General features: G+C 73.0%; 15 protein-coding genes. 7 read left to right on the top strand and 8 right to left on the bottom strand.

Annotated features, from left to right (window positions below):
- Positions 1-11: 11 nt before the first annotated feature.
- Together AC1UE4_RS09200 and AC1UE4_RS09195 are read right to left on the bottom strand one after the other, a co-directional pair.
- Positions 12-602 (bottom strand): TetR/AcrR family transcriptional regulator, encoded by a 591-nt coding sequence (locus AC1UE4_RS09200; RefSeq protein WP_482916922.1) that lies wholly within the window; start codon positions 600-602, stop codon positions 12-14.
- Positions 599-1,882, bottom strand: coding sequence for a cytochrome P450 (locus tag AC1UE4_RS09195; RefSeq protein WP_482916921.1), 1,284 nt, complete (start codon positions 1,880-1,882; stop codon positions 599-601). The genes AC1UE4_RS09200 and AC1UE4_RS09195 overlap by 4 nt, the downstream gene beginning before the upstream one ends.
- 81 nt (positions 1,883-1,963) lie before the next feature.
- Between AC1UE4_RS09195 and AC1UE4_RS09190 the strand changes: the two genes are divergently transcribed.
- The 4 genes from AC1UE4_RS09190 (at position 1,964) to AC1UE4_RS09175 (ending at position 6,821) form a co-directional block, all read left to right on the top strand.
- Positions 1,964-4,066 (top strand): phosphoinositide-specific phospholipase C-related protein, encoded by a 2,103-nt coding sequence (locus AC1UE4_RS09190; RefSeq protein ID WP_482916920.1) that lies wholly within the window; start codon positions 1,964-1,966, stop codon positions 4,064-4,066.
- An 84-nt stretch (positions 4,067-4,150) separates the two neighbouring features.
- The gene (locus AC1UE4_RS09185; protein WP_482916919.1) at positions 4,151-4,957 is read left to right on the top strand and encodes an amidohydrolase family protein; all 807 of its coding nucleotides are present in this window, start codon (positions 4,151-4,153) and stop codon (positions 4,955-4,957) included.
- A 92-nt stretch (positions 4,958-5,049) separates the two neighbouring features.
- Positions 5,050-6,198: a zinc-dependent alcohol dehydrogenase gene (locus AC1UE4_RS09180; RefSeq protein ID WP_482918223.1), complete on the top strand. Its 1,149-nt coding sequence runs from the start codon at positions 5,050-5,052 to the stop codon at positions 6,196-6,198.
- Positions 6,199-6,215: 17 nt separating this feature from the next.
- Positions 6,216-6,821 carry a hypothetical protein gene (locus tag AC1UE4_RS09175; protein ID WP_482916918.1) on the top strand — a complete coding sequence of 202 codons (606 nt, stop codon included), beginning with the start codon at positions 6,216-6,218 and terminating at the stop codon, positions 6,819-6,821.
- Here AC1UE4_RS09175 and AC1UE4_RS09170 read toward each other — a convergent pair.
- From AC1UE4_RS09170 to AC1UE4_RS09150, 5 genes are all read right to left on the bottom strand, one after another.
- A complete protein-coding gene (locus AC1UE4_RS09170; protein ID WP_482916917.1) occupies positions 6,796-7,206 on the bottom strand; it encodes a nuclear transport factor 2 family protein in 411 nt (136 codons plus the stop codon). The genes AC1UE4_RS09175 and AC1UE4_RS09170 overlap by 26 nt on opposite strands.
- A 358-nt stretch (positions 7,207-7,564) precedes the next feature.
- Positions 7,565-8,008: an SRPBCC family protein gene (locus AC1UE4_RS09165; protein ID WP_482916916.1), complete on the bottom strand. Its 444-nt coding sequence runs from the start codon at positions 8,006-8,008 to the stop codon at positions 7,565-7,567.
- Positions 8,005-8,760, bottom strand: coding sequence for a phosphatase PAP2 family protein (locus AC1UE4_RS09160; RefSeq protein WP_482916915.1), 756 nt, complete (start codon positions 8,758-8,760; stop codon positions 8,005-8,007). The genes AC1UE4_RS09165 and AC1UE4_RS09160 overlap by 4 nt, the downstream gene beginning before the upstream one ends.
- A 21-nt stretch (positions 8,761-8,781) precedes the next feature.
- The gene (locus tag AC1UE4_RS09155) at positions 8,782-9,198 is read right to left on the bottom strand and encodes a hypothetical protein (RefSeq protein ID WP_482916914.1); all 417 of its coding nucleotides are present in this window, start codon (positions 9,196-9,198) and stop codon (positions 8,782-8,784) included.
- 75 nt (positions 9,199-9,273) lie between these two features.
- Entirely contained in the window at positions 9,274-12,147 is a 2,874-nt protein-coding gene (locus AC1UE4_RS09150; protein WP_482916913.1) for a helix-turn-helix transcriptional regulator, read from the bottom strand.
- A gap of 144 nt (positions 12,148-12,291) precedes the next feature.
- On the opposite strand from AC1UE4_RS09150, the gene AC1UE4_RS09145 reads away from it, so the two are divergent.
- Positions 12,292-14,448 carry an MMPL family transporter gene (locus AC1UE4_RS09145; RefSeq protein WP_482916912.1) on the top strand — a complete coding sequence of 719 codons (2,157 nt, stop codon included), beginning with the start codon at positions 12,292-12,294 and terminating at the stop codon, positions 14,446-14,448.
- A gap of 90 nt (positions 14,449-14,538) precedes the next feature.
- A complete protein-coding gene (locus AC1UE4_RS09140; RefSeq protein WP_482916911.1) occupies positions 14,539-14,976 on the top strand; it encodes a DUF3995 domain-containing protein in 438 nt (145 codons plus the stop codon).
- 71 nt (positions 14,977-15,047) lie between these two features.
- Here the strand turns inward: AC1UE4_RS09140 and AC1UE4_RS09135 are convergent, their stop codons facing one another.
- A complete protein-coding gene (locus tag AC1UE4_RS09135; RefSeq protein WP_482916910.1) occupies positions 15,048-15,692 on the bottom strand; it encodes a TetR/AcrR family transcriptional regulator in 645 nt (214 codons plus the stop codon).
- A 137-nt stretch (positions 15,693-15,829) separates the two neighbouring features.
- Here AC1UE4_RS09135 and AC1UE4_RS09130 point away from each other — a divergent pair, with 137 nt between their 5' ends.
- The gene (locus AC1UE4_RS09130; protein WP_482916909.1) at positions 15,830-17,851 is read left to right on the top strand and encodes a TolB-like translocation protein; all 2,022 of its coding nucleotides are present in this window, start codon (positions 15,830-15,832) and stop codon (positions 17,849-17,851) included.
- Positions 17,852-17,939: the final 88 nt, after the last annotated feature.

Raw genomic sequence — 17,939 nt, 5'->3', positions numbered from 1 at the left:
GAGCGTTGGAGCTACTGGGCCCAGCGGGCGTACTCGGCCTTCGCCGTGACGAGAACGGCTTCGAACGCTGCGTCCGTGCGCGCGCGATCTCCGGTCGCGAGCAGGTCGAGCTGGAGCCCGCGCAGCTGCGCGAGGAGCACGGTCGCGAAGCGCTCCGCGTCGCGTTCGGGCGCTCCGGCCTCCACCGCGAGCCGCGAGATCACGCCTATCCAGCCGCTGACCACCCCGTCGAGGAAGCGGCGGTAGCGGTCCGGGTGCATGAGCGCCTGGCCGTAGGCCTCGAACAGCAGCCGGAAGTGGCGCTGACCCTCCGGCTCGGCCCAGCGCGCCCACAGGTCGCGCAGCAGCTGCTCCTGCCCGGTTCCGCCGGCGGGGATCGGCTCGCGCGCGCGGATCGTGTCGAAGATCTCGGCGACGAGCTCCTCCTCGGAGCCGAAGTGGTGGCGCAGCGTGATGTGCGACACCCCGACCGCCTCGGCGAGCGGGCGGAACGACAGGCCGGCGACGCCGTGGTCGAGCACGTAGTCCATGACCGCCTCGAGCAGCTCCTCGCGACGGTGCTCGGAGCGGCTGGCCCTGCCGTCGACGGGGTCTGCGCTCATGCGGTGACTCTACGGGTGGTGTCGGCGCCGGCCAGCGGGACGCACCGCAGCGGCAGCGCCTGCAGCCCGCGATCCTGGATGCTCGGGACGGGTTCGAGGTCGCCGGGGTCGACGAGCAGCTCGATGCTCTCGACGCGTGACACGAGGGCGCGCACGACGGCGTGGCTCTGCAAGCGCACGAGCGGGGCGCCGAGGCAGAAGTGGATCCCGTGGCCGAACGCGAGGTGCTTGCGCGGGTTCGGGCGGTCGAGGTCGAGCCGATCGGGGTCCGGGAAGAGGACGGGGTCGCGGTTGAGCGCCGCGAACGGGATCAGCACGAGCGCATCCTGCGGTAGAGCGGTGCCGCCCAAGTTCGTCGCAGTCCGCGCGCGGCGCCAGAAGCCGGGGAACGGCGGCTCGAGCCGCAGCGCCTCCTCGGTGAAGGCGGGAACCCGTTCGGGTGCGTCGCGCAGCGTGGCGAGCAGCGCGGGGTCGAGGGCGAGGAAGAGCAGCGCCGCGGACAGGTGGTGCACGGTGCTCTCCGCGCCGGCGACGAGCAGCTCGCGGCACAGGCCGGCTGCCTCGCGCGGCGTCAGGCGCCCGGCTGCCGCCGCGTCGTGGAGTCCTTGCAGAACGCCGTGGACGTCACGCCCGGACGGCGGCTCTTCGATGGCTGCGGTGAAGAAGCGCATGAGCTCGAGCTCGGCCTGCAGCCGCGCACGCAGCGACGAGCGGCCCTCGAGGTGCGGGTTGCTCGTGCTCGCCGCGGCGGCCAGTTCGCCGAAGCGCTCCCACTCGTCGCGCGGCAGGCCCAGGAGCGTCGCGATGACCCGCAGCGGAAGCTCCTTGGCGAACCCGGACACGGCTTCGACCGGCTCGCCGGTGACGAGGGCCGCGAGCGCGTCGGCGACCAGGCCGTCGACCAGCGGCGTGAGGCGGCGGACGTTCGCGGCCGAGAAAAACTGCGTCATCTCCGAGCGCAGCCGGCCGTGATCGGGCGGGTCGACGGCGAGCAGCGCCGCGAGCGGCGTGGCGAGCAGCTCGTCCAGCGCGGGCAGCTCGGCAGCGAGCTCGCGCAGCCATCGCTCCCGCCGCTCGTCGACGGGCCCCTCGAACGCATCGGTCGACCACGTCTCGCCATCGCGCATCATCGCCGTGGCGAGCGCGACGTCGCAGACCGCCCAGCCGCCGAGATCCGGGAGCTCCACAACCGGGCCCCGCGAGCGCCACGCGGCGTACAACGGCCACGGCGTGCGAAGGACGTCCGGGTCGAGGTCTCGCAGGTCGGCCGTCGTCGCCATCGCGGACGCGACTGTAGTCCTCGCCGGGATGCGTCCCCGGGAGCGCAGCCACGTCCGCGTGCGTCCGGGTAGGGACAAGGCGTGCGCCGGCACCTTCCTTCGTTGCTCGTCGCGCTCGCCGTCCCGGTGACGATCGCGGCGACCGTCGCCGGCTACGTGCGGTTGCAGCTCGCCGACGCCGATCGCTTCGCCGACCACGCCGTCGCCGCGGTCCGCTCGGAGGAGGTGCGCGGGGTGCTCGCCGAGCAGGTCGCCGTCGGGCTCGTCGAGCGCGGGTCCCCGGATCTGGTGGCGTCGAGACCGCTCGTCCTGAGTGCGGTCGAGGCGGTCCTCGACACCGAGAGCTTCGAGCGCGTGCTGCGCCGGACGGCGGTCGCCGCGCACGAGCTCCTGCTCGAGGGCGACCGGGACGTCGTGGTCGAGCTCGAGCAGGTGATGGAGGCGCTGCGTCCCAGCTTGCGCGCCATCGCCCCGCAGGTCGCTCGCTCCATCCCCGCCGACGTCTCGCCACGCATCGCGGAGGTGCGGCGGAGCGATGCCGCGGTCACCGCTGCACGTGTCGCCCACGGCAGCGCAGTCGCCGCACCGCTGCTGATCGCCGCCGCGCTTGCGCTGCTGCTCGGTGCGGTGGCGCTCGCCCCCGACCGCGAGGCGGCGCTGCGCCGAGCGGGCGTCGCACTCGTCGCGACGGGTGTGGGGGGGCTCCTGCTGGTCGCGATGCTGCGCGCCCAGGTCGTCTCGCACGCCTCGGAGGTCGGCGTCATCGCCGACGACGACGCGCGCCGCGCCGCCGGCGCGGCGTGGGATGGGCTGGTCGGCGGCCTGGATTGGTGGTTCGTGCTCGCCGGGGTCGCGGGGCTCGCCGTCATCGCCGCCACCGTGCTCGGTCGTGCGCGCGTCGACCGTGCCGGTGCCCTGCGCCAGGCCGCCGACGTGCTGGCCGGCGGCGCGCTGCGACCTGCCAGCCGCGCGCTGCGCGGGGCCGTGCTCGTCGCGATCGGCGTGTTGATCGCCCTTGGCAACGACCGCGTGCGCGCCGCCGCTGCGGTGCTCGTCGGTGGCGGTCTCGCGGTCCTGGGTCTCGCCGAGCTCGTCGGTCTCGTCGCACGGACCCGCAAGCGACCCGCGTCCGATCGGCGGCCCGGGCGTCGTCGCGCCGCCGTCGCCGGCGCCGCGGTGCTGGTCGCTGTGACCGCGATCGCAGCCGCCGTCCACGCCGGCGATCCCGACGCGGACCCGCCGCCCGTCGACGAGATCACCGCCTGCAACGGCGCAGCGGAGCTGTGCGACCGGCGCCTCGACGAGGTCGTCTTCGCGGGGACGCACAACTCGATGTCCGCCGCCGATCGGCCGGGCTGGTTCTTCGCCAATCAACGCCATGCGATCCCGCGCCAGCTGCAAGACGGCATCCGCCTTCTGCTGATCGACCCGCACTACGGGGTGGCCGACCAGCGGGGACGGATCCGCACCGACCTCCGGGCCGAGGGCACGACGCGCAACCGGGTCGCCGCGGAGCTGGGCACCGACGCCACGCGGGCCGCCGAGCAGCTCGCCGGCCGGCTCGGGCTCGTGCCGTCGGAGGGGGAGCGCGGCATCTACCTGTGCCATTCCCTGTGCGAGCTCGGCGCCGAGCCCATCGGCGGCGCGCTGCGAGACGTGCGCGGGTTCCTGGAGCGGGAGCGCTCCGAGGTCGTGCTGATGTTCACCGAGTCGAGCGTCGACCCGAGTGAGCTCGAGGATGCGTTCGAAGAAGCGGGCCTCGAGCCGTACCTGGCGACGCTTCCACGCGGCGGCGCCCCGCTCCCCACCCTGCGGGAGATGATCGCCAGCGGCCGGCGGCTCGTCGTCCTCGACCAGGGCGACGGCGGCCGGGCGAGCTGGCTCCAGCCGGGCTTCCTCTTCGTCCAGGACACGCGGGTCGACGCGCTCCTCGATTCCCGCAGCGCATGCCCGGCGGGCCGGGGGAGCCCGGAGAGCCCGCTGCTGTGGATGAACCACTGGGTCGACCGCTTCCCACCGCCCGCACGCGCGAACCGCGCGGTCGGCGACCGGGCGACGCTCCTGCGCCGGGTCGCGTCCTGCCGGAGGACCCTCGGGCGCACGCCGACGGGCATCGTGGTCGACTTCTACGACCGCACCGGCGTGCTCTCGGTCGTGCGCGAGCTGAACAAGGCCGTGACGTGAGCGAGCGCCCCGGGTTGTCGTGATCGACAGGCGGGGGGCCGACCGTCGCCCGAGCAGAGCGCAGGCCCGCTCTACCGTCGCGCGATGCGGATCATCGACCCGTGGATGAACGCGGACATGCCCGAGTGGGAGGACGTCGACTGGATGGTCGCCGTCGCCACGCAGTACCTCGGGTCGGGGCGGAGCGGCCTGCGGCGCATCGAGGTCGGCGAGCTGCTCGAGACGATGGACGCGCACGGCGTCGAGCGGGCGGTGCTCGACTTCAACGTCGACAAGCCGAGCGCCCACACGGTCAAGGTGGTCGAGGCCGCACCCGACCGCCTCGCGCTCTCGGCGCGCGTCGATCCGGCCGGGATCATGAAGGCGGTCGCGAAGGTCCGCGAGGCGCACCGCGACCTGCCGGTGGTCTCGGCCAAGGTCATCCCGTTCCTGCATGACGTCCCGCCGTCGCACGCGAGCTACTACCCGCTCTACACGGCGTGCGTGGACCTCGGCTTGCCCATCCAGATGAACGCCGGGATCCCCGGCCCACCGGTGGCGAGCGCGTCGCAGGACCCGATGCACTTCGACCGCGTCTGCGCCGACTTCCCCGAGCTCGTCGTCGTGATGGCGCACGGCGCCGACCCGTGGTGGGACCTGGCGATCCGGCTGATGATCAAGTGGCCGGGGCTGCACCTGCAGACGTCCGCGTACCGGCCGAAGTACCTGCCGGACGCGCTTCTGCACTACATGCGCACACGCGGCCGCGAGAAGGTCCTGTTCTCGAGCGACCATCCGCTGCTCGAGCTCGAGAAGTGCGCCGCCGACCTCGGTCAGCTCGACCTGCCGGCCGAGGCGCTCGACGCCTACGCGTACGGCAACGCCAGCAGGATCTTCTTCGCCGGGCGCTGACGGCGCAGAGACGGTTGGCCAGCGTCCCCCGACGTTTTCGCGCGGACGCGCTTGGGGAACGCCGACAGCCTCATCCCTTGTCCGGAGGCACCATGCGCGCGATGACGTATCGCGGCCCGTACAAGCTGCGGGTCGAGGAGAAGGACAGGCCTCGCATCGAGCACCCCAACGACGCGATCGTCCGGGTCCAGCTCGCGGCGATCTGCGGGTCGGACCTGCACCTCTACCACGGGATGATGCCGGACACCCGGATCGGGCACACGTTCGGGCACGAGTTCATCGGGGTGGTCGATGAGGTCGGCTCGTCGGTGCAGCACTTGCAAGTCGGCGACCGGGTGATGGTGCCCTTCAACATCTTCTGCGGCAGCTGCTGGTTCTGCGCCCGGGGGCTGTACAGCAACTGCCACAACGTGAACGCGAACGCCACGGCGGTCGGCGGCATCTACGGGTACTCGCACACGACCGGCGGCTACGACGGCGGCCAGGCCGAGTACGTGCGGGTGCCGTTCGCCGACGTCGGCCCGGTGAAGATCCCGGAGTGGATGCACGACGAGGACGCCGTGCTGCTCACCGACGCCGCGGCGACGGGCTACTTCGGCGCCCAGCTGGGCGAGATCGCCGAGGGCGACACCGTGGTCGTCCTGGGCGCCGGGCCGGTCGGCCTGATCGCGGCGCAGTCCTCGTGGCTGATGGGTGCCGGCCGGGTCATCGTCGTCGACCACCTGACCGAGCGGCTCGAGAAGGCGCGCACGATGGCGTACGCCGAGACGCTGAACTACGACGAGCACGACGACATCGTGGTCGAGCTGAAGAAGCAGACCGACCACCTCGGCGCGGACGTCGTCATCGAGGCGGTCGGCGCCGAGGCCGACGGCAGCTGCCTCCAGCACATCGCGGGGGCGAAGCTCAAGCTCCAAGGCGGCTCGCCGATCGCGCTCAACTGGGCCATCGACGGCGTGCGCAAGGGCGGCACCGTCTCCGTCGTGGGCGCCTACGGACCCGTCCCGAACGCCGTGAAGTTCGGCGACGCGCTGAACAAGGGCCTCACCATGCGCATGAACCAGACCCCCGTGAAGCGGCAGTGGCCGCGGATGTTCGAGCACGTCCGCAACGGGCACCTCACGCCCCGCGAGATGGTGACCCACCGGTTCCCGCTGGAGGCGATCTCCGAGGCGTACCACGTGTTCTCGGCCAAGCTCGACGGCTGCATCAAGCCGCTGATCCTGCCCAGCGCGTCCTGACCCGAGGGAGCCGAACCATGACCGACACGAGCAGCCACGACGGCCTCCCGATCGCCTACGTCCCCGATCAGCCGCGGATGCGAGAGACCCCGGAGCAGCTGCGTGCGCGCATCCCCGGCTGGGGCGCGGACCTCGACCCCGCCGACCGCCCCTCGCATCCGAAGCTGCGGTACGCCCCCGAGAGCACGGGCGCGCACTGGCGCTTCCCCGAGCGTCAGCCGGGCGCCGAGGGGCGCGAGCGCTCCATCGAGCACGCCTTCGTCACGCCGGTGTTCGGGACCGCCCAGCCCCTGCACGGCCCCTCCGGCGCGATCCGCCGGCTGGCCTACCGCCGCTACAGCGAGGGGCGGCTCGGCCACTGGCTCCTGCTCCTGGCCGGCGACCGGGTTGACGCCTGGGGCGCCCACCTGCGGTCGTTCGCCTCGTTGCACCCGGACAACCCGGTGACGGAGACGGGCGTGCTCTCCGAGCTGTCCGCGAGCGGCACGTCGCGCAGCGGCCGCTCCGACCGGCGCCACCACGTGCTCGACCCGGTCATCGTCGGCGGGCCGTGGGTGGCCGCCGCCGGCGCGGCGGTGTTCGCCGCGCGACGGCTGGTCAGCTCGCGGCGCCGAGCAGGCTGACGCGCATCGAGACGGCAAGCCGGTCCTCGACCTTCCAGGTCCACAACGCGCGTTGCTCGTACGGCGCACCGTTCGTCATGCCGACCGCCGACCCGAAGACGACGACACCTTCCTTGGTCGCGCGGATGTCGTCGACCCGCAATGTGAGCTCCTCCCACACCGTCGCCACGTCGGCGAAGTAGCGACGGACACCCTCGTGGCCGACGTACGGCTCGACGCGGCCGAGCAAGGATGCCGTCCCCGCGGGGACGAAGACGATCTTCTCGTGCATGTGGGTCAGCGCGCCCTCCAGGTCCCGGCGCGCGAAGGCGTCGTAGATCGCCCGGACGACGTTCACCGCGGACGACACGTCGCCGATCTGGCCGTAGTCGCGTGGCGTAGGCACGTGCACCAAGGGTGACCGACTCGTCGCCGCCTCGTCGGGCGGGGCGCAACGTCTGAACGACTTAGGTCAGCGAACGGAAGAGGCCGCGCCCGGTGTGCCTGCGCCGGTCGTGGTTGCTCGCAAGCAGAGCCGTTCCATGGATGTCCGCGCGGCGAACGATGGCGGTTCCTCCGCAGAACTTGCACTGGACGGTGCCTGAGGCCCGGTGCGTGCTCAGCGCGGTCGTGAAGGACAAAGCGCAGTCTGGACACACCACCCGGTAATCCATGCGGCCCGGCCTGCCCACACGCGGAGCCGGGCTCCCGGGGAACTTCCTGCCGATCACGGCAGCCGGCGATCCCCCTCGCAGAGCGCGTCTTCACTCCGGCCGCGGTTGCTCGAGCACCTCCTTGAGCCGCTCGCAGTGCGCCGTGAACTGCTGGCGCAGGGTGCGCTGCAGCAGCGGCTGGACGAGGCGCATCCCGCCGGTCAGTCGCCCGAAGGCACGGAAGGTGACGCGCGTGCTGTCGTCGACGTCCTCGAAGGTCATCCGCGCGTGCACGGGGATCCCCTCGACGACGCGAAGCTCGAACGTCCGATTGGGCACGAGCTCGGCGACCTCGACGATCGACGGATGGTCCTTCCCGCGCGGGTCCCGATGGACCTCGCGCAGGCGGCTGCCCTCGCGCAGGGGACCGGCCGTCTCCTGGACGACGGACACGGTGTTCGCCTGCCATGTGCGCAGGAGAGACGGGTCCGTCGCGTAGGCGAAGACGTCCGCGACCGGGCGGTCGATGTCGGTGTGGATGGTGAAGTCGATCATCGTGTGGCTCCTGTTGTTGGGTGGTTGATGGGGGACGACGGACGGCGGGAGAGCGCACGGCCGAGCGCGAAGCCGGCGACCGTGATCACGAAGCCGGCGACGACGTCGAAGAGGAAGTGGTTGCCGGTGGCGACGACGCTGAGCGCGACCAGCGGCGTCCAGGCGAGCGCGAGCGCGCGAGTCCACCACCGCGTGCACTCGACGGCGAGCGCCGCAGATACGGCGAGGGCGAAGCCGCAGTGAAGGCTCGGCACGGCGGCGAGCTCGTTGTAGAAGGACGTCGTCAGCTTCGAGTCCAGCGCGACGCCCGTCGAGCTGGTGATCGTGTCGACCATCCCCATGTCGGCGAGCCGCGGCGGCGCGACTGGGAAGAGCGCGTACACGGGCAGCGCGAGCAGCCAGGTGGCGAGAACCGTGTCCCGCAGCCGCGCGTACGCGGCGGACCGCCGGCGGTGAAGCAGCACGAGCGCCCCGGGCAACACGACGAGCTGCGCCGCGAGGTACGCGTGGTTGAGCACCCACAGCAGCGCGGTGCCGCGCACTCCGTCCTGGACCGCGCGCTCCACGTCGAGCGACACCGACGCCTCGAGGTCGATGATCCAGCGTGCGTGGTCGCGCGCCGTGGCGGGATCGCCGACCACGACGTGGCGCGACAGGCTGTAGAGCGCGTAGGCGCAGGCGAAGAGCGCGATCTCGCGGGTACCGCGCGGCAACGCGGGCAGGGGCGGTCGCGCCACTGCGGTGACGGACATCCGAGCCTCCTTGCGGTGGGGTCAGGGACCGGTCGGGTCGGGGAAGTGAGGTCGCAGTGCGGCGGCGTGGCGCAGCGCGCGTTCGGGGGGCTCGGCGGCACCGAAGCTGCCGAGCGGCGCGAAGGGCCGGTTGCGCTCTGCGACGAGGGCGATGCCGGTGCACCGGGTCCCTGCCGCGTTGGCGAGCGTCATGGCGGCGGCCGCGGCGCCGGCGGGCGCGAGCACGCCGAACCGGCGCACGCCGTGCGCGTCGACGAGGGCGATCAGCGCATGGGCGTCGACGGTCGCGGTTCGCGGCACGAGGAGCGTCACGCCGAGCTCGCCGGCCGTCGCGGCGCAGCTGCGCCCGAGGCCGTCGCGCGGGTGGTCGCCGACGACGACCACGAGGGCGCCGTCGGGTGCGCCGAGCAGCGCGTGGGGGTCGTGGAGGCTGGTCATGGCGCCAGGTTCCCGGCGAGAGAGGGCCGGGACATCAGGTGGGCACCCTGAACCCACACGCGCGGCCCGACACGCTCAAGGTGCGTCGCGCCCGGCACGTTCCAGCACACGCGCGACCTCGACGCGCGAGCTGACGCCGAGCTTGCGCATCACGTTGCGCATGTGCGTCTCGACCGTCTTGATGCTGAGGAACAGCTCGGCGGCGATCTCCGGGTTCGTCCGGCGGTCGAGGACCAGGTCGGCGATCTCGCGCTCGCGGCCGGTCAGGGATCCCAGGCCCGTGTCGCCGCGGCTGGGCGGACGCGACCGGCGGTGCGTTCCCCGGCCGATGCGCCGCAGCTCCCGCTCGGCGCGCTCGCGATGGCGGCGCGCGCCGCAGCGGTCGAGCTCCTCGGCCGCGCGCCGGAGCACTTCTGCCGCCTCCTCGACGCGGCCGGCGGCGATCAGCGCGCTGCCCGCAACGACGCGGGAGACACCTGCTTCGACGCGGGCGCCGATGTCGTCGGCGCTCGCGGCGGCGGAGAGCGCCGCCTCGGCGGCCGCGGCCACGTCGCCCCGGCGCAGAAGCACGCGTGCACGGGCGCGCTGCGCTCCGGCGGCCGGGATGCGCAGCCCGAACGATCCGGCATGGGCGACGGCCTCGTCGGCGAGCTCCTGCGCCTGGTCGATCCTGTCGAGCTCGAGGAGCGCCTGCACGGCTGCGTCGAGGAAGTTGCAGCGGAAGCCGCCGGGCACGCGCTCGAGGCGCGCGCCGCCGGCGCTCAGGAAGAGGTCCACCGCCCGCCCCGGCCGCCCCTCCTCGAGGAGCACGTACGCGTGCATGACGCCGGCCCAGGTCGCGGGCAGGCCGCCCGGCGCGTCGGTCACGGCGACAGCTTCCTCGGCGAGGCTCACCGCCGGGGCGACGTCACCCAGCGTGACGAGGTCGTAGGCGCTGTTGAGCAGCGCGAGGCCGAGCGCCATCCGGTTGTCGGTGATCCGCGCGGCCTCGACGGCCGCATCGAGGTGCACGGCCGCCTCGGCCAGCCGCCCGGCCGAGAACAACGCGCCGCCGACCGAAGCGCTCAGGGTCGGGAAGAAGTCGCCCTGCCCGGTCGCCCGGCCGACCGCGAGCCCCCGTTCCCCGTGGCGCGTGCAGTCGTCGAAGCGCTCGAGCACGTACTCGGTGCCGCACAGGTGCGCGATCGCGTCGATGCGCTCGGCGAGCTCCGCGTCGGACATCGCGTCGACCATCGCCGCCGTTTCGTCGCAGTGCCGCCGGGCCGCGTCGGGCGGACCGACGATCGCCTCGGCGAAGGCCCGGATGGCCGCGCCGGCCGCGGCGAGCGGGAGGTTCCCGGTGGCCGCGGTCGTCTCCGCGGCCCGCTCGGCCCAGCGCGCCATCGCCGTGTAGTCGCCGGCCACGAACCCGTCGAGGCCGAGGCTGACCTGGAGCGCTCCTCGGCTCGTCGATCCCGGCTCACTCGCGGCATGGGCGGCGAGCAGGCGCTCGCGAGCCTCCTCATGGCGGCCGAGCAGCTGCTCGAGGTTCGCGCACGCCGAGACGAAGGATGCCGGCGTGTCAGGCGCGGTCAACGCGATCGCCTCGAGCCCCACCTCACGCGCTTCGGCCAGGCGTCCCGTCGCCGCGAGGGCCTCGGCGAGGGGCGCGAGCAGCGCAACCCGCTCGGACGGGTCGGCGGAGGCGGGCAGAACACGGAGCGCGCCGCGGAGCCAGCGGGTCGCGCTCGCGGGCGCACGTGCCGCCACTTCCGTCGCCGCCTCGCGCAGGACCGCGACGGCGGCCAGGTCGCCGTGCCGGGCGCTGCGCTCGACGTGGTGCGCGCGGCTGGTGCTCGGTGCGTCACGCGCGGCGAGGACCTCGGCGGCGCGCTCGTGCGCCACGAGGCGGGCGCCCGGCGCGGTGCCCGCGTAGATGGCGCGCCGGACGAGCGGGTGGCGGAAGCGGAACCGACGCGGCTCGGCGCCGGCGCGGACGACGTCGGCGGCGATCAGGTCGTCGAGCAGCCCGAGGGCCTCCTCCTCGCCGAGCCCGGACGCCGCGACCGCCACGTCGAGCTCGAACGGGTCCCCGGCGACCGCAGCGGCGCCGACGAAGCGCCGGGCCCGCTCGCTCAGCGCATCCAGCTCCGCATCGATCGCGGCGGTGACGGCGGAGGGCACGCCCTCGGCGTCGGCCTCCGCCGTCACACGCGTTGCCGCGGCCCCGTCCCGCCGCGCGAGCTGCAGGAGGTAGAAGGGGTTGCCGCCGCTCTCGCGCAGCAGCTCGTCGTCGGCCGTTCCCTGCAGCAGCACGCGGGCGTCGTCGGGGTCGAGCGGCCCGAGCTCGATGCGCTCGACACGACCCGCGCGGGCCGCCGCCACTAGCGCCGGTGGCTCGCGCCGCGCACGGGACGCGAGGACGAACAGGACCGCTGCGTCCGGCGGACGGCGCAGGAGGTGGCCGATGAGCTCGGTCGAGGCGCCGTCGCTCCAGTGCACGTCGTCGAGCAGCAGGACCGCCGGGTGCACGAGCGCGAGCCGCTCGAGCAGCGCTCGCACCGCGAAGTGGGTGCGGAACCGTTCGGCGACGGTGGTGGGGGGCCGGAGGTCTTCGCGCGCGAGCGTCCGCAGCGACGGGAAGACGGTCGCGAGCTCGCCGATGTCCTCGGCCGCGATGCGGTCGAACGCGCGTGCGTCGAGGCCGTCGAGGTGGGCGTCGAGCGCGTCGATGAAGAGGCCGAACGGAAGCTCGCGCTCGAGCTCGGTCGCGCGGCCGTCGAGCACGACGCACCCCTCGCGTTCGGCACGTCGTGCGAGCGCGGCGAGCAACGAGCTCTTGCCGATCCCCGGCTCGCCGGCGACGACGGCGAAGCGCGGCGCTCCCTCGCCGCGGACCTCGCCAAGCAGCGCCTCGAGCCGGCGCTGCTCGGCTTCACGTCCGACGAGCAGCTGGTCCTGGAGGGTCATCGAGAGGACTCCGGCGCCAACCCTACGCCTCGACGGACGCGCCTTCAGGGTGCGACGTCCAGGGTGGCACCCCGATGTCGGTGCGGGCTCACGACCCGAAGGTCGCGGCAGGTCATGCAAGCGGCAACTGAGGAGAGGGACCCCGTGCATCAGGACAGCTTCGTCACCAGGGCCGCGCGCTGGAGCGCGACGCACCGCAAGCTGGCCGTCATCGGTTGGCTGGCGTGCGTCGTCGCCTCGATCGCGATCGGCTCGGCCGTCGGCACCAAGGAGATGACCCTGGCCGACCAGTACCCCGGCGAGTCGGGCCGGGCGCAGCAGGCGCTCGAGGACGCGCGCCTCGAGCCGAACACCGAGATGGTCATCGTCACGGCGCGCGACGGCGACGCGACGATCCGATCACCGCAGTTCGCCGGCGTCGTCGAGCAGCTCACGCAGGAACTGGCCCGGACACCGCACGTCAAGGCCGTCCGCTCTCCGCTCGACGGCGAGGCGCCGGTCTCACGCGACGGCCGCACGGCGCTCGTCGAGTACGAGATCGACGGTTCGCTCGAGGAAGCGCAAGACCGCGTCGGTGCCGGCGAGGACGCCGTGGCGGCGGTCGAGGATCGCCATCCGGAGTTCGACCTGCAGCAGTACGGCAATGCCAGCGCGCACGCGCAGCTCGAGGAGCTCATCAAGGAGGACCTGCACAAGGCGGAGGGCCGCTCCATGCCGGTCACCCTGCTCATCCTCGTGCTGGCCTTCGGCTCGATCGTCGCCGCCGGCCTCCCGCTCATCCTGGCCTTCTCGGCGGTGGTGGCGACGACGGCGCTCGTCGCGATCCCGAGCCAGCTCTTCCCGGTCAACGACAACGTCGCATCGATCATCCTGCTCGTCGGCTTGGCGGTCGGGGTCGACTACGCGCTCTTCTACCTGCGGCGCGAACGCGAGGAGCGACGGGCCGGGCGCAGCCCGGCAGCGGCGCTCGACATCGCCGCCGCGACCTCGGGCCACGCGGTGCTGGTCTCCGGCCTGACCGTCATCGCGGCGATGGCCGGGATGTACCTGACCGGCGACCCGACGTTCACCTCGCTGGCCTCCGGGTCGGTGCTCGTCGTGGCGGTGGCGATGGTCGCGTCGATCTCCGTGCTGCCGGCGTTGATGTCGTGGCTCGGCGACCGGGTCGACCGGGGCCGGCTGCCGCGGCTGCGGCGAGCGCCCAAGCGGGCCCGCGGGACGGTGTGGACGACGATCGTCGACCGGGTCATGCGCCGGCCGCTGCTCGCGTTCTCGCTCGCCGCCGTCGCCCTGCTCGCGCTGTCGGTGCCAGTGCTCGGGATGGACACGAAGGTCACGTCGATCAACGACCTGCCGAAGGACGTCCCGGCGATGCAGGCCTACGACGACATCGCCGCCACGTTCCCGGCCTCCACCGCCAAGGCGCAGGTCGTGATCGAGGCCGACGACGTCCGCAGCGGCGAGACCGCGCACGCGATCACCGCCTTCGAGCAGCAGGTCGAGGGCGCGAGGACGACGCTGGCCGAGGACGGGCGCACCGCGCTCATCGACGTGCCGATCGCCGGCACGGGCAGCGACGACGCGTCGATCACGGCCGTCGAGCACCTCCGTGATGACGTGATCCCGGTCACCCTGGACGAGGCAGCAGGGGTCGACACCAACGTCACCGGCGAGGCCGCTCAGTCCATCGACCAGGACGAACAGCTCGCCACGAGCATGCCCATCGTCTTCGCGTTCGTGCTCGGCCTGACCTTCGTGATCATGCTCGTCACGTTCCGCTCGATCGCGATCCCGATCGGGACGATCGCGCTCAACCTGCTGTCGGTCGGCGCTGCCTACGGCGTGCTCGTGCTGGTCTTCCAGCACGGCCTGGGCGAGTCGCTGCTGGGCTTCGAGTCCAACGGCGGGATCACCGCGTGGCTGCCGCTCTTCCTGTTCGTGATCCTCTTCGGGCTCTCGATGGACTACCACGTGTTCATCCTCAGCCGCATCCGCGAGGCACGGATCGGCGGAGCGAGCACGGACGAGGCCATCCGCGAGGGCATCGCGTCGACAGCCGGCGTGGTCACCAGCGCGGCGTTCGTCATGGTCGCCGTGTTCGCGTCCTTCGCGACGCTGTCGTTCGTCGACATGAAGCAGATGGGCACGGGGCTCGCCGCCGCGGTGCTCATCGACGCCACCATCGTCCGCGGCGTCTTGCTGCCGGCCGGCATGAAGCTCCTCGGCGACCGGACCTGGTGGATGCCGAGCTTCGGGGGCCGCCGGGGACGGCGGTCGCAGCCCGAGCCCGCTCGGTCCTAGGCCGAGCCGCGTCGCCGCCCTTCCCGCGGTCGTGGGAAGGGCGGCGCGACGCCCACCCACTCAGCTCGAGGAGACAGGATGCGCTTGACCATGAAGATCACGCCTCAACGCTTCACCGCGGGGGTCCTCGCCGGGATCGCCGGGCTCCATGCGGTCTGGGCGGCGGGGTCGAGCTGGCCGCTCGGCGATCACCGCGCCATGGCCGACGCCGTTGCGGGCCGGCCCGACGCTCCGCCGCCCGGCCCCGTCGCCTGCCTCGCGGTCGCCGGGCTGCTGGCGAGCGCCGCCGCGCTCGTCGACGGGCGTCCCCATCGGCTGCCGTTCGTGCAGCGCACGGGCGCGCGCGTCGTGACAGGCGTGCTCGCGGTGCGCGGCATCGCGGGCGTCGCGGGCCGGACCGACCTGCTGATCGCGTCCGCGCCGTCGCCGCGGTTCCGCCGCCTCGACCGGCGGGTCTTCGGACCCCTCTGCCTGACGCTGGCGGCCATGGCCGCACCGCGCCCGGGCGCTTCTCGGCGCGCCCCCTGAGCGGGCCACGCCGGCGGCGCCTCGGAGTTCCCATCCCATGTCGGGACGGCGGGGAGGCGGGACGCAAGTCCTCAGGCCGACTTCTCGTCCAGCCGGCGGAGCGCCGACAGATCGAGCGAGCGGAACGCGCCCTCGATGTAGGCGGTGCCGACGTCGGCCGCGGCGTCCAGGTCGAGCCCCTGCTCGACGGCGTAGATGCCGACGTGCAGCGAGACTCCGATCGTCGCCACCGCAACGGCTCCGACGCTGACGGCTCCGGCGTCGCCGCCGGCCGAGCGGATGCGGTCCTGGATCACCGCGGTGACGGGCTCGAGGATGTCGCGCAGGAACTGCTGGCCGACGGTGCTGCCCGGACGGCCGGGCTCGGTGCCGAAGAGGAGGTCGAAGCCGGCGCGTCGCTCGCGCGCGAAGCGGAAGAACGGCTTCAGGGCCGCGTCGACCATGGCGTGCAGCGAGAGGTCCCGCCCCGACTGGTAGCCGTCGAGCAGCCAGCTCTTCAGGACGTCGGCCTCTCGCTCGAGGACGCGGGTGAAGATCTCCTCCTTGCCGCCGAGCCGTGCGTACAACGTCGGCTTGGTCGTCCCGGCGCGTTCCGCGATGTCGGTGATCTGCGCGGCTTGGTAGCCGCGCTCGTGGAAGACGTCCCGCGCGGCGTCGAGCAGCGCGTCGTCCGTATAGCGCCTGAGGGCGGGGTGGTCGACGGAGGAAGAGGCCACGGGCCGGGACGGTAGCCGACGATTGCCTCGGAGTAAAGCGCTCGCTTGACTTCGGGTATAGCGACGGTGTAGCTTTACGCCGAGTCAAGCGACTGGGTTCCGCGCAGTCGTCACCATCCCGAGGAGGAGCAGGAGAGATGTTCGCTGTGCTGTCCCAACGGGTTCGATCGCGAACCCGCGCCTGTGCGCTGATCGTCGCCGCGGCCGCCGTCTGCCCCGCCGCCGCGTCGGCCGACGACGCGCCGCCGTTCGAGAAGGTCGACATCCAGCGGATCTCGCTGCCGGCGGGGATCACCGATGCCGCGCAGCCCGCGTACACCGCGGACGGCAAGCACCTCCTCTTCGTCGCCAACACGCTGTCCGGCAACGGCGACATCTGGATCGTCGGCGAGGACGGCAGCAAGCCGGCGAACCTCACGGGCGGCGTCGCCGGCAAGCCCACGATCCCGGACGCGGGGGAGCTCGAGCAGGCGGCGCTCATCCTGCCGTTCCCGGACGGCAAGCGGGTGTTCTTCGGCCCGTACAGCGATCCCAAGGTGCTCGAGTGCGCGCCCAGCGTCGTCGACTGCCGGACCAAGCAGATCCTCGACATCGACCTGTCCGGCACGCGCCCCGCGTTCGTCCCGCCGGGAGGCGTCATGCCCGGCATCACGCCGGTCGTCGGCGGCGCCGGCAGCGGCGGCGCTCGGCCGCAGATCTCGCCCGACGGGAACCACATCATGTTCTCCGACATCCGCTTCGACGCGATCGAGGTGATGGTGCTCGCCAAGCTCACGCGCGGCGCCGACAAGTACGAGACGAGCGACGCACGCGTGCTGAACCCCGCCGGCCCGACGTCCGCGGCCGACACCGACGTGCGGGCCTGGTCGGAGAGCACCGCGCTGTTCGAGTCCAAGACCTTCGTCGACGGCGGCCGAGCCGTCACCTACGTGCAGGTCGGCGGCGAGGGCGGAGGCAACCCCGACCTCTGGAAGCTCGACCTCAGCACCGGCGAGCGCACCCGGCTCACCCACAACCCGGACTGGCAGGAGGACCACGGCGACTCGCCGGACGGCCGCTGGAACCTGATGACGATCGACTCGCGCGGGAGCCACTACCTCGACTACCTGTCGCTCATGCCGTACCGCAGCTTCTTCGACGCGTGGGAGATCGTCCCGGTCGCGATCAACTCCGTCGCGGGCGCCCGCCGCCGCGCGTGCGACCCGTTCTCCCCCCGGCTGCTGCCGGCCAGCGGTGACGGCGGCGCGACGCTCATGGGTCAGGAGCTGCACCCGTACGACGGCGGTGACATCCGCCCGTCCGGCAACTGGCAGGGCTGGGCGATGTGGAAGCCGGACGGCACGGCGGCCGCGCTGTCGACGCAGAGCTTCACGACCCTGGCCGGTGCGCCGTACCTCGAGATCGCGCACTTCCCGACCCGCAAGCCGAGCAAGCCGCTGCCGGTCGTCAGCTCGCAGCCCGGCGACTGGGCGCCGACGCACCAGCAGTACCACGGCGCGCTCGGGGCGAAGCAGGACATCACGCTCCAGGGCCTGCACTCCGGCACGGTGACGCTGCACTACGACCAGAACTTCCTGACGACGGTCGACAACACCGCGACCTACGAGAACTACTCCGACGACGGCAAGTCGTTCGTCAACGGCACCGATCGCGTGCTGAAGGACCGCGCGGCGAACACCGTGCGGGTCATCACCGACCTCAAGCTGACCGGTGAGCACACCGGCTCGCTCGACCGCGACATCACGTACGTCACGGCGACGTCGCAGGCGGACACCGGCAGCATCACCGGCCGGTCGAAGGTGACCCTCGACGGCACGACGCACGAGGGCCTGTCGTCGGTCAACCAGGACCGCTGCGACACCGTCCGCGAGAAGCTGCCGCGCGCGGTGAAGCTCGACGGCGCCGTCGTCGACCGCGGGCCCGGCAAGAAGCTCACGGTCCAGGTCACCGCGGCCTACAAGAACGCGGGCCTCAACGAGCAGAGCGAGGACCGCCGGCCCGTCCGCGGCGCCACCGTCGAGTACGGCAGGGACACCGCGACGACCGACGACAACGGCATCGCGGTCGTCAACCCGCGGGGCAAGCCGGGCACCGCCGGCCCGGCGATCCGCATCTCCGCCGGCGACACGTTCGCGCCGGCCACGATCAGCGCGCCGTAGAGCACCCGGCTCGGCTGTGGTGGCCCCTGCGGGGTCCGCCACAGCCAGGCCGGCCTACCAGCGCTCCGGGCAGGACTCGAACCTGCGA

Source organism: Parviterribacter kavangonensis, assembly GCF_056863335.1.
The sequence above is the reverse complement of the archived record's forward strand: the minus strand, read 5'-3'. Positions and strand labels throughout refer to the sequence as shown.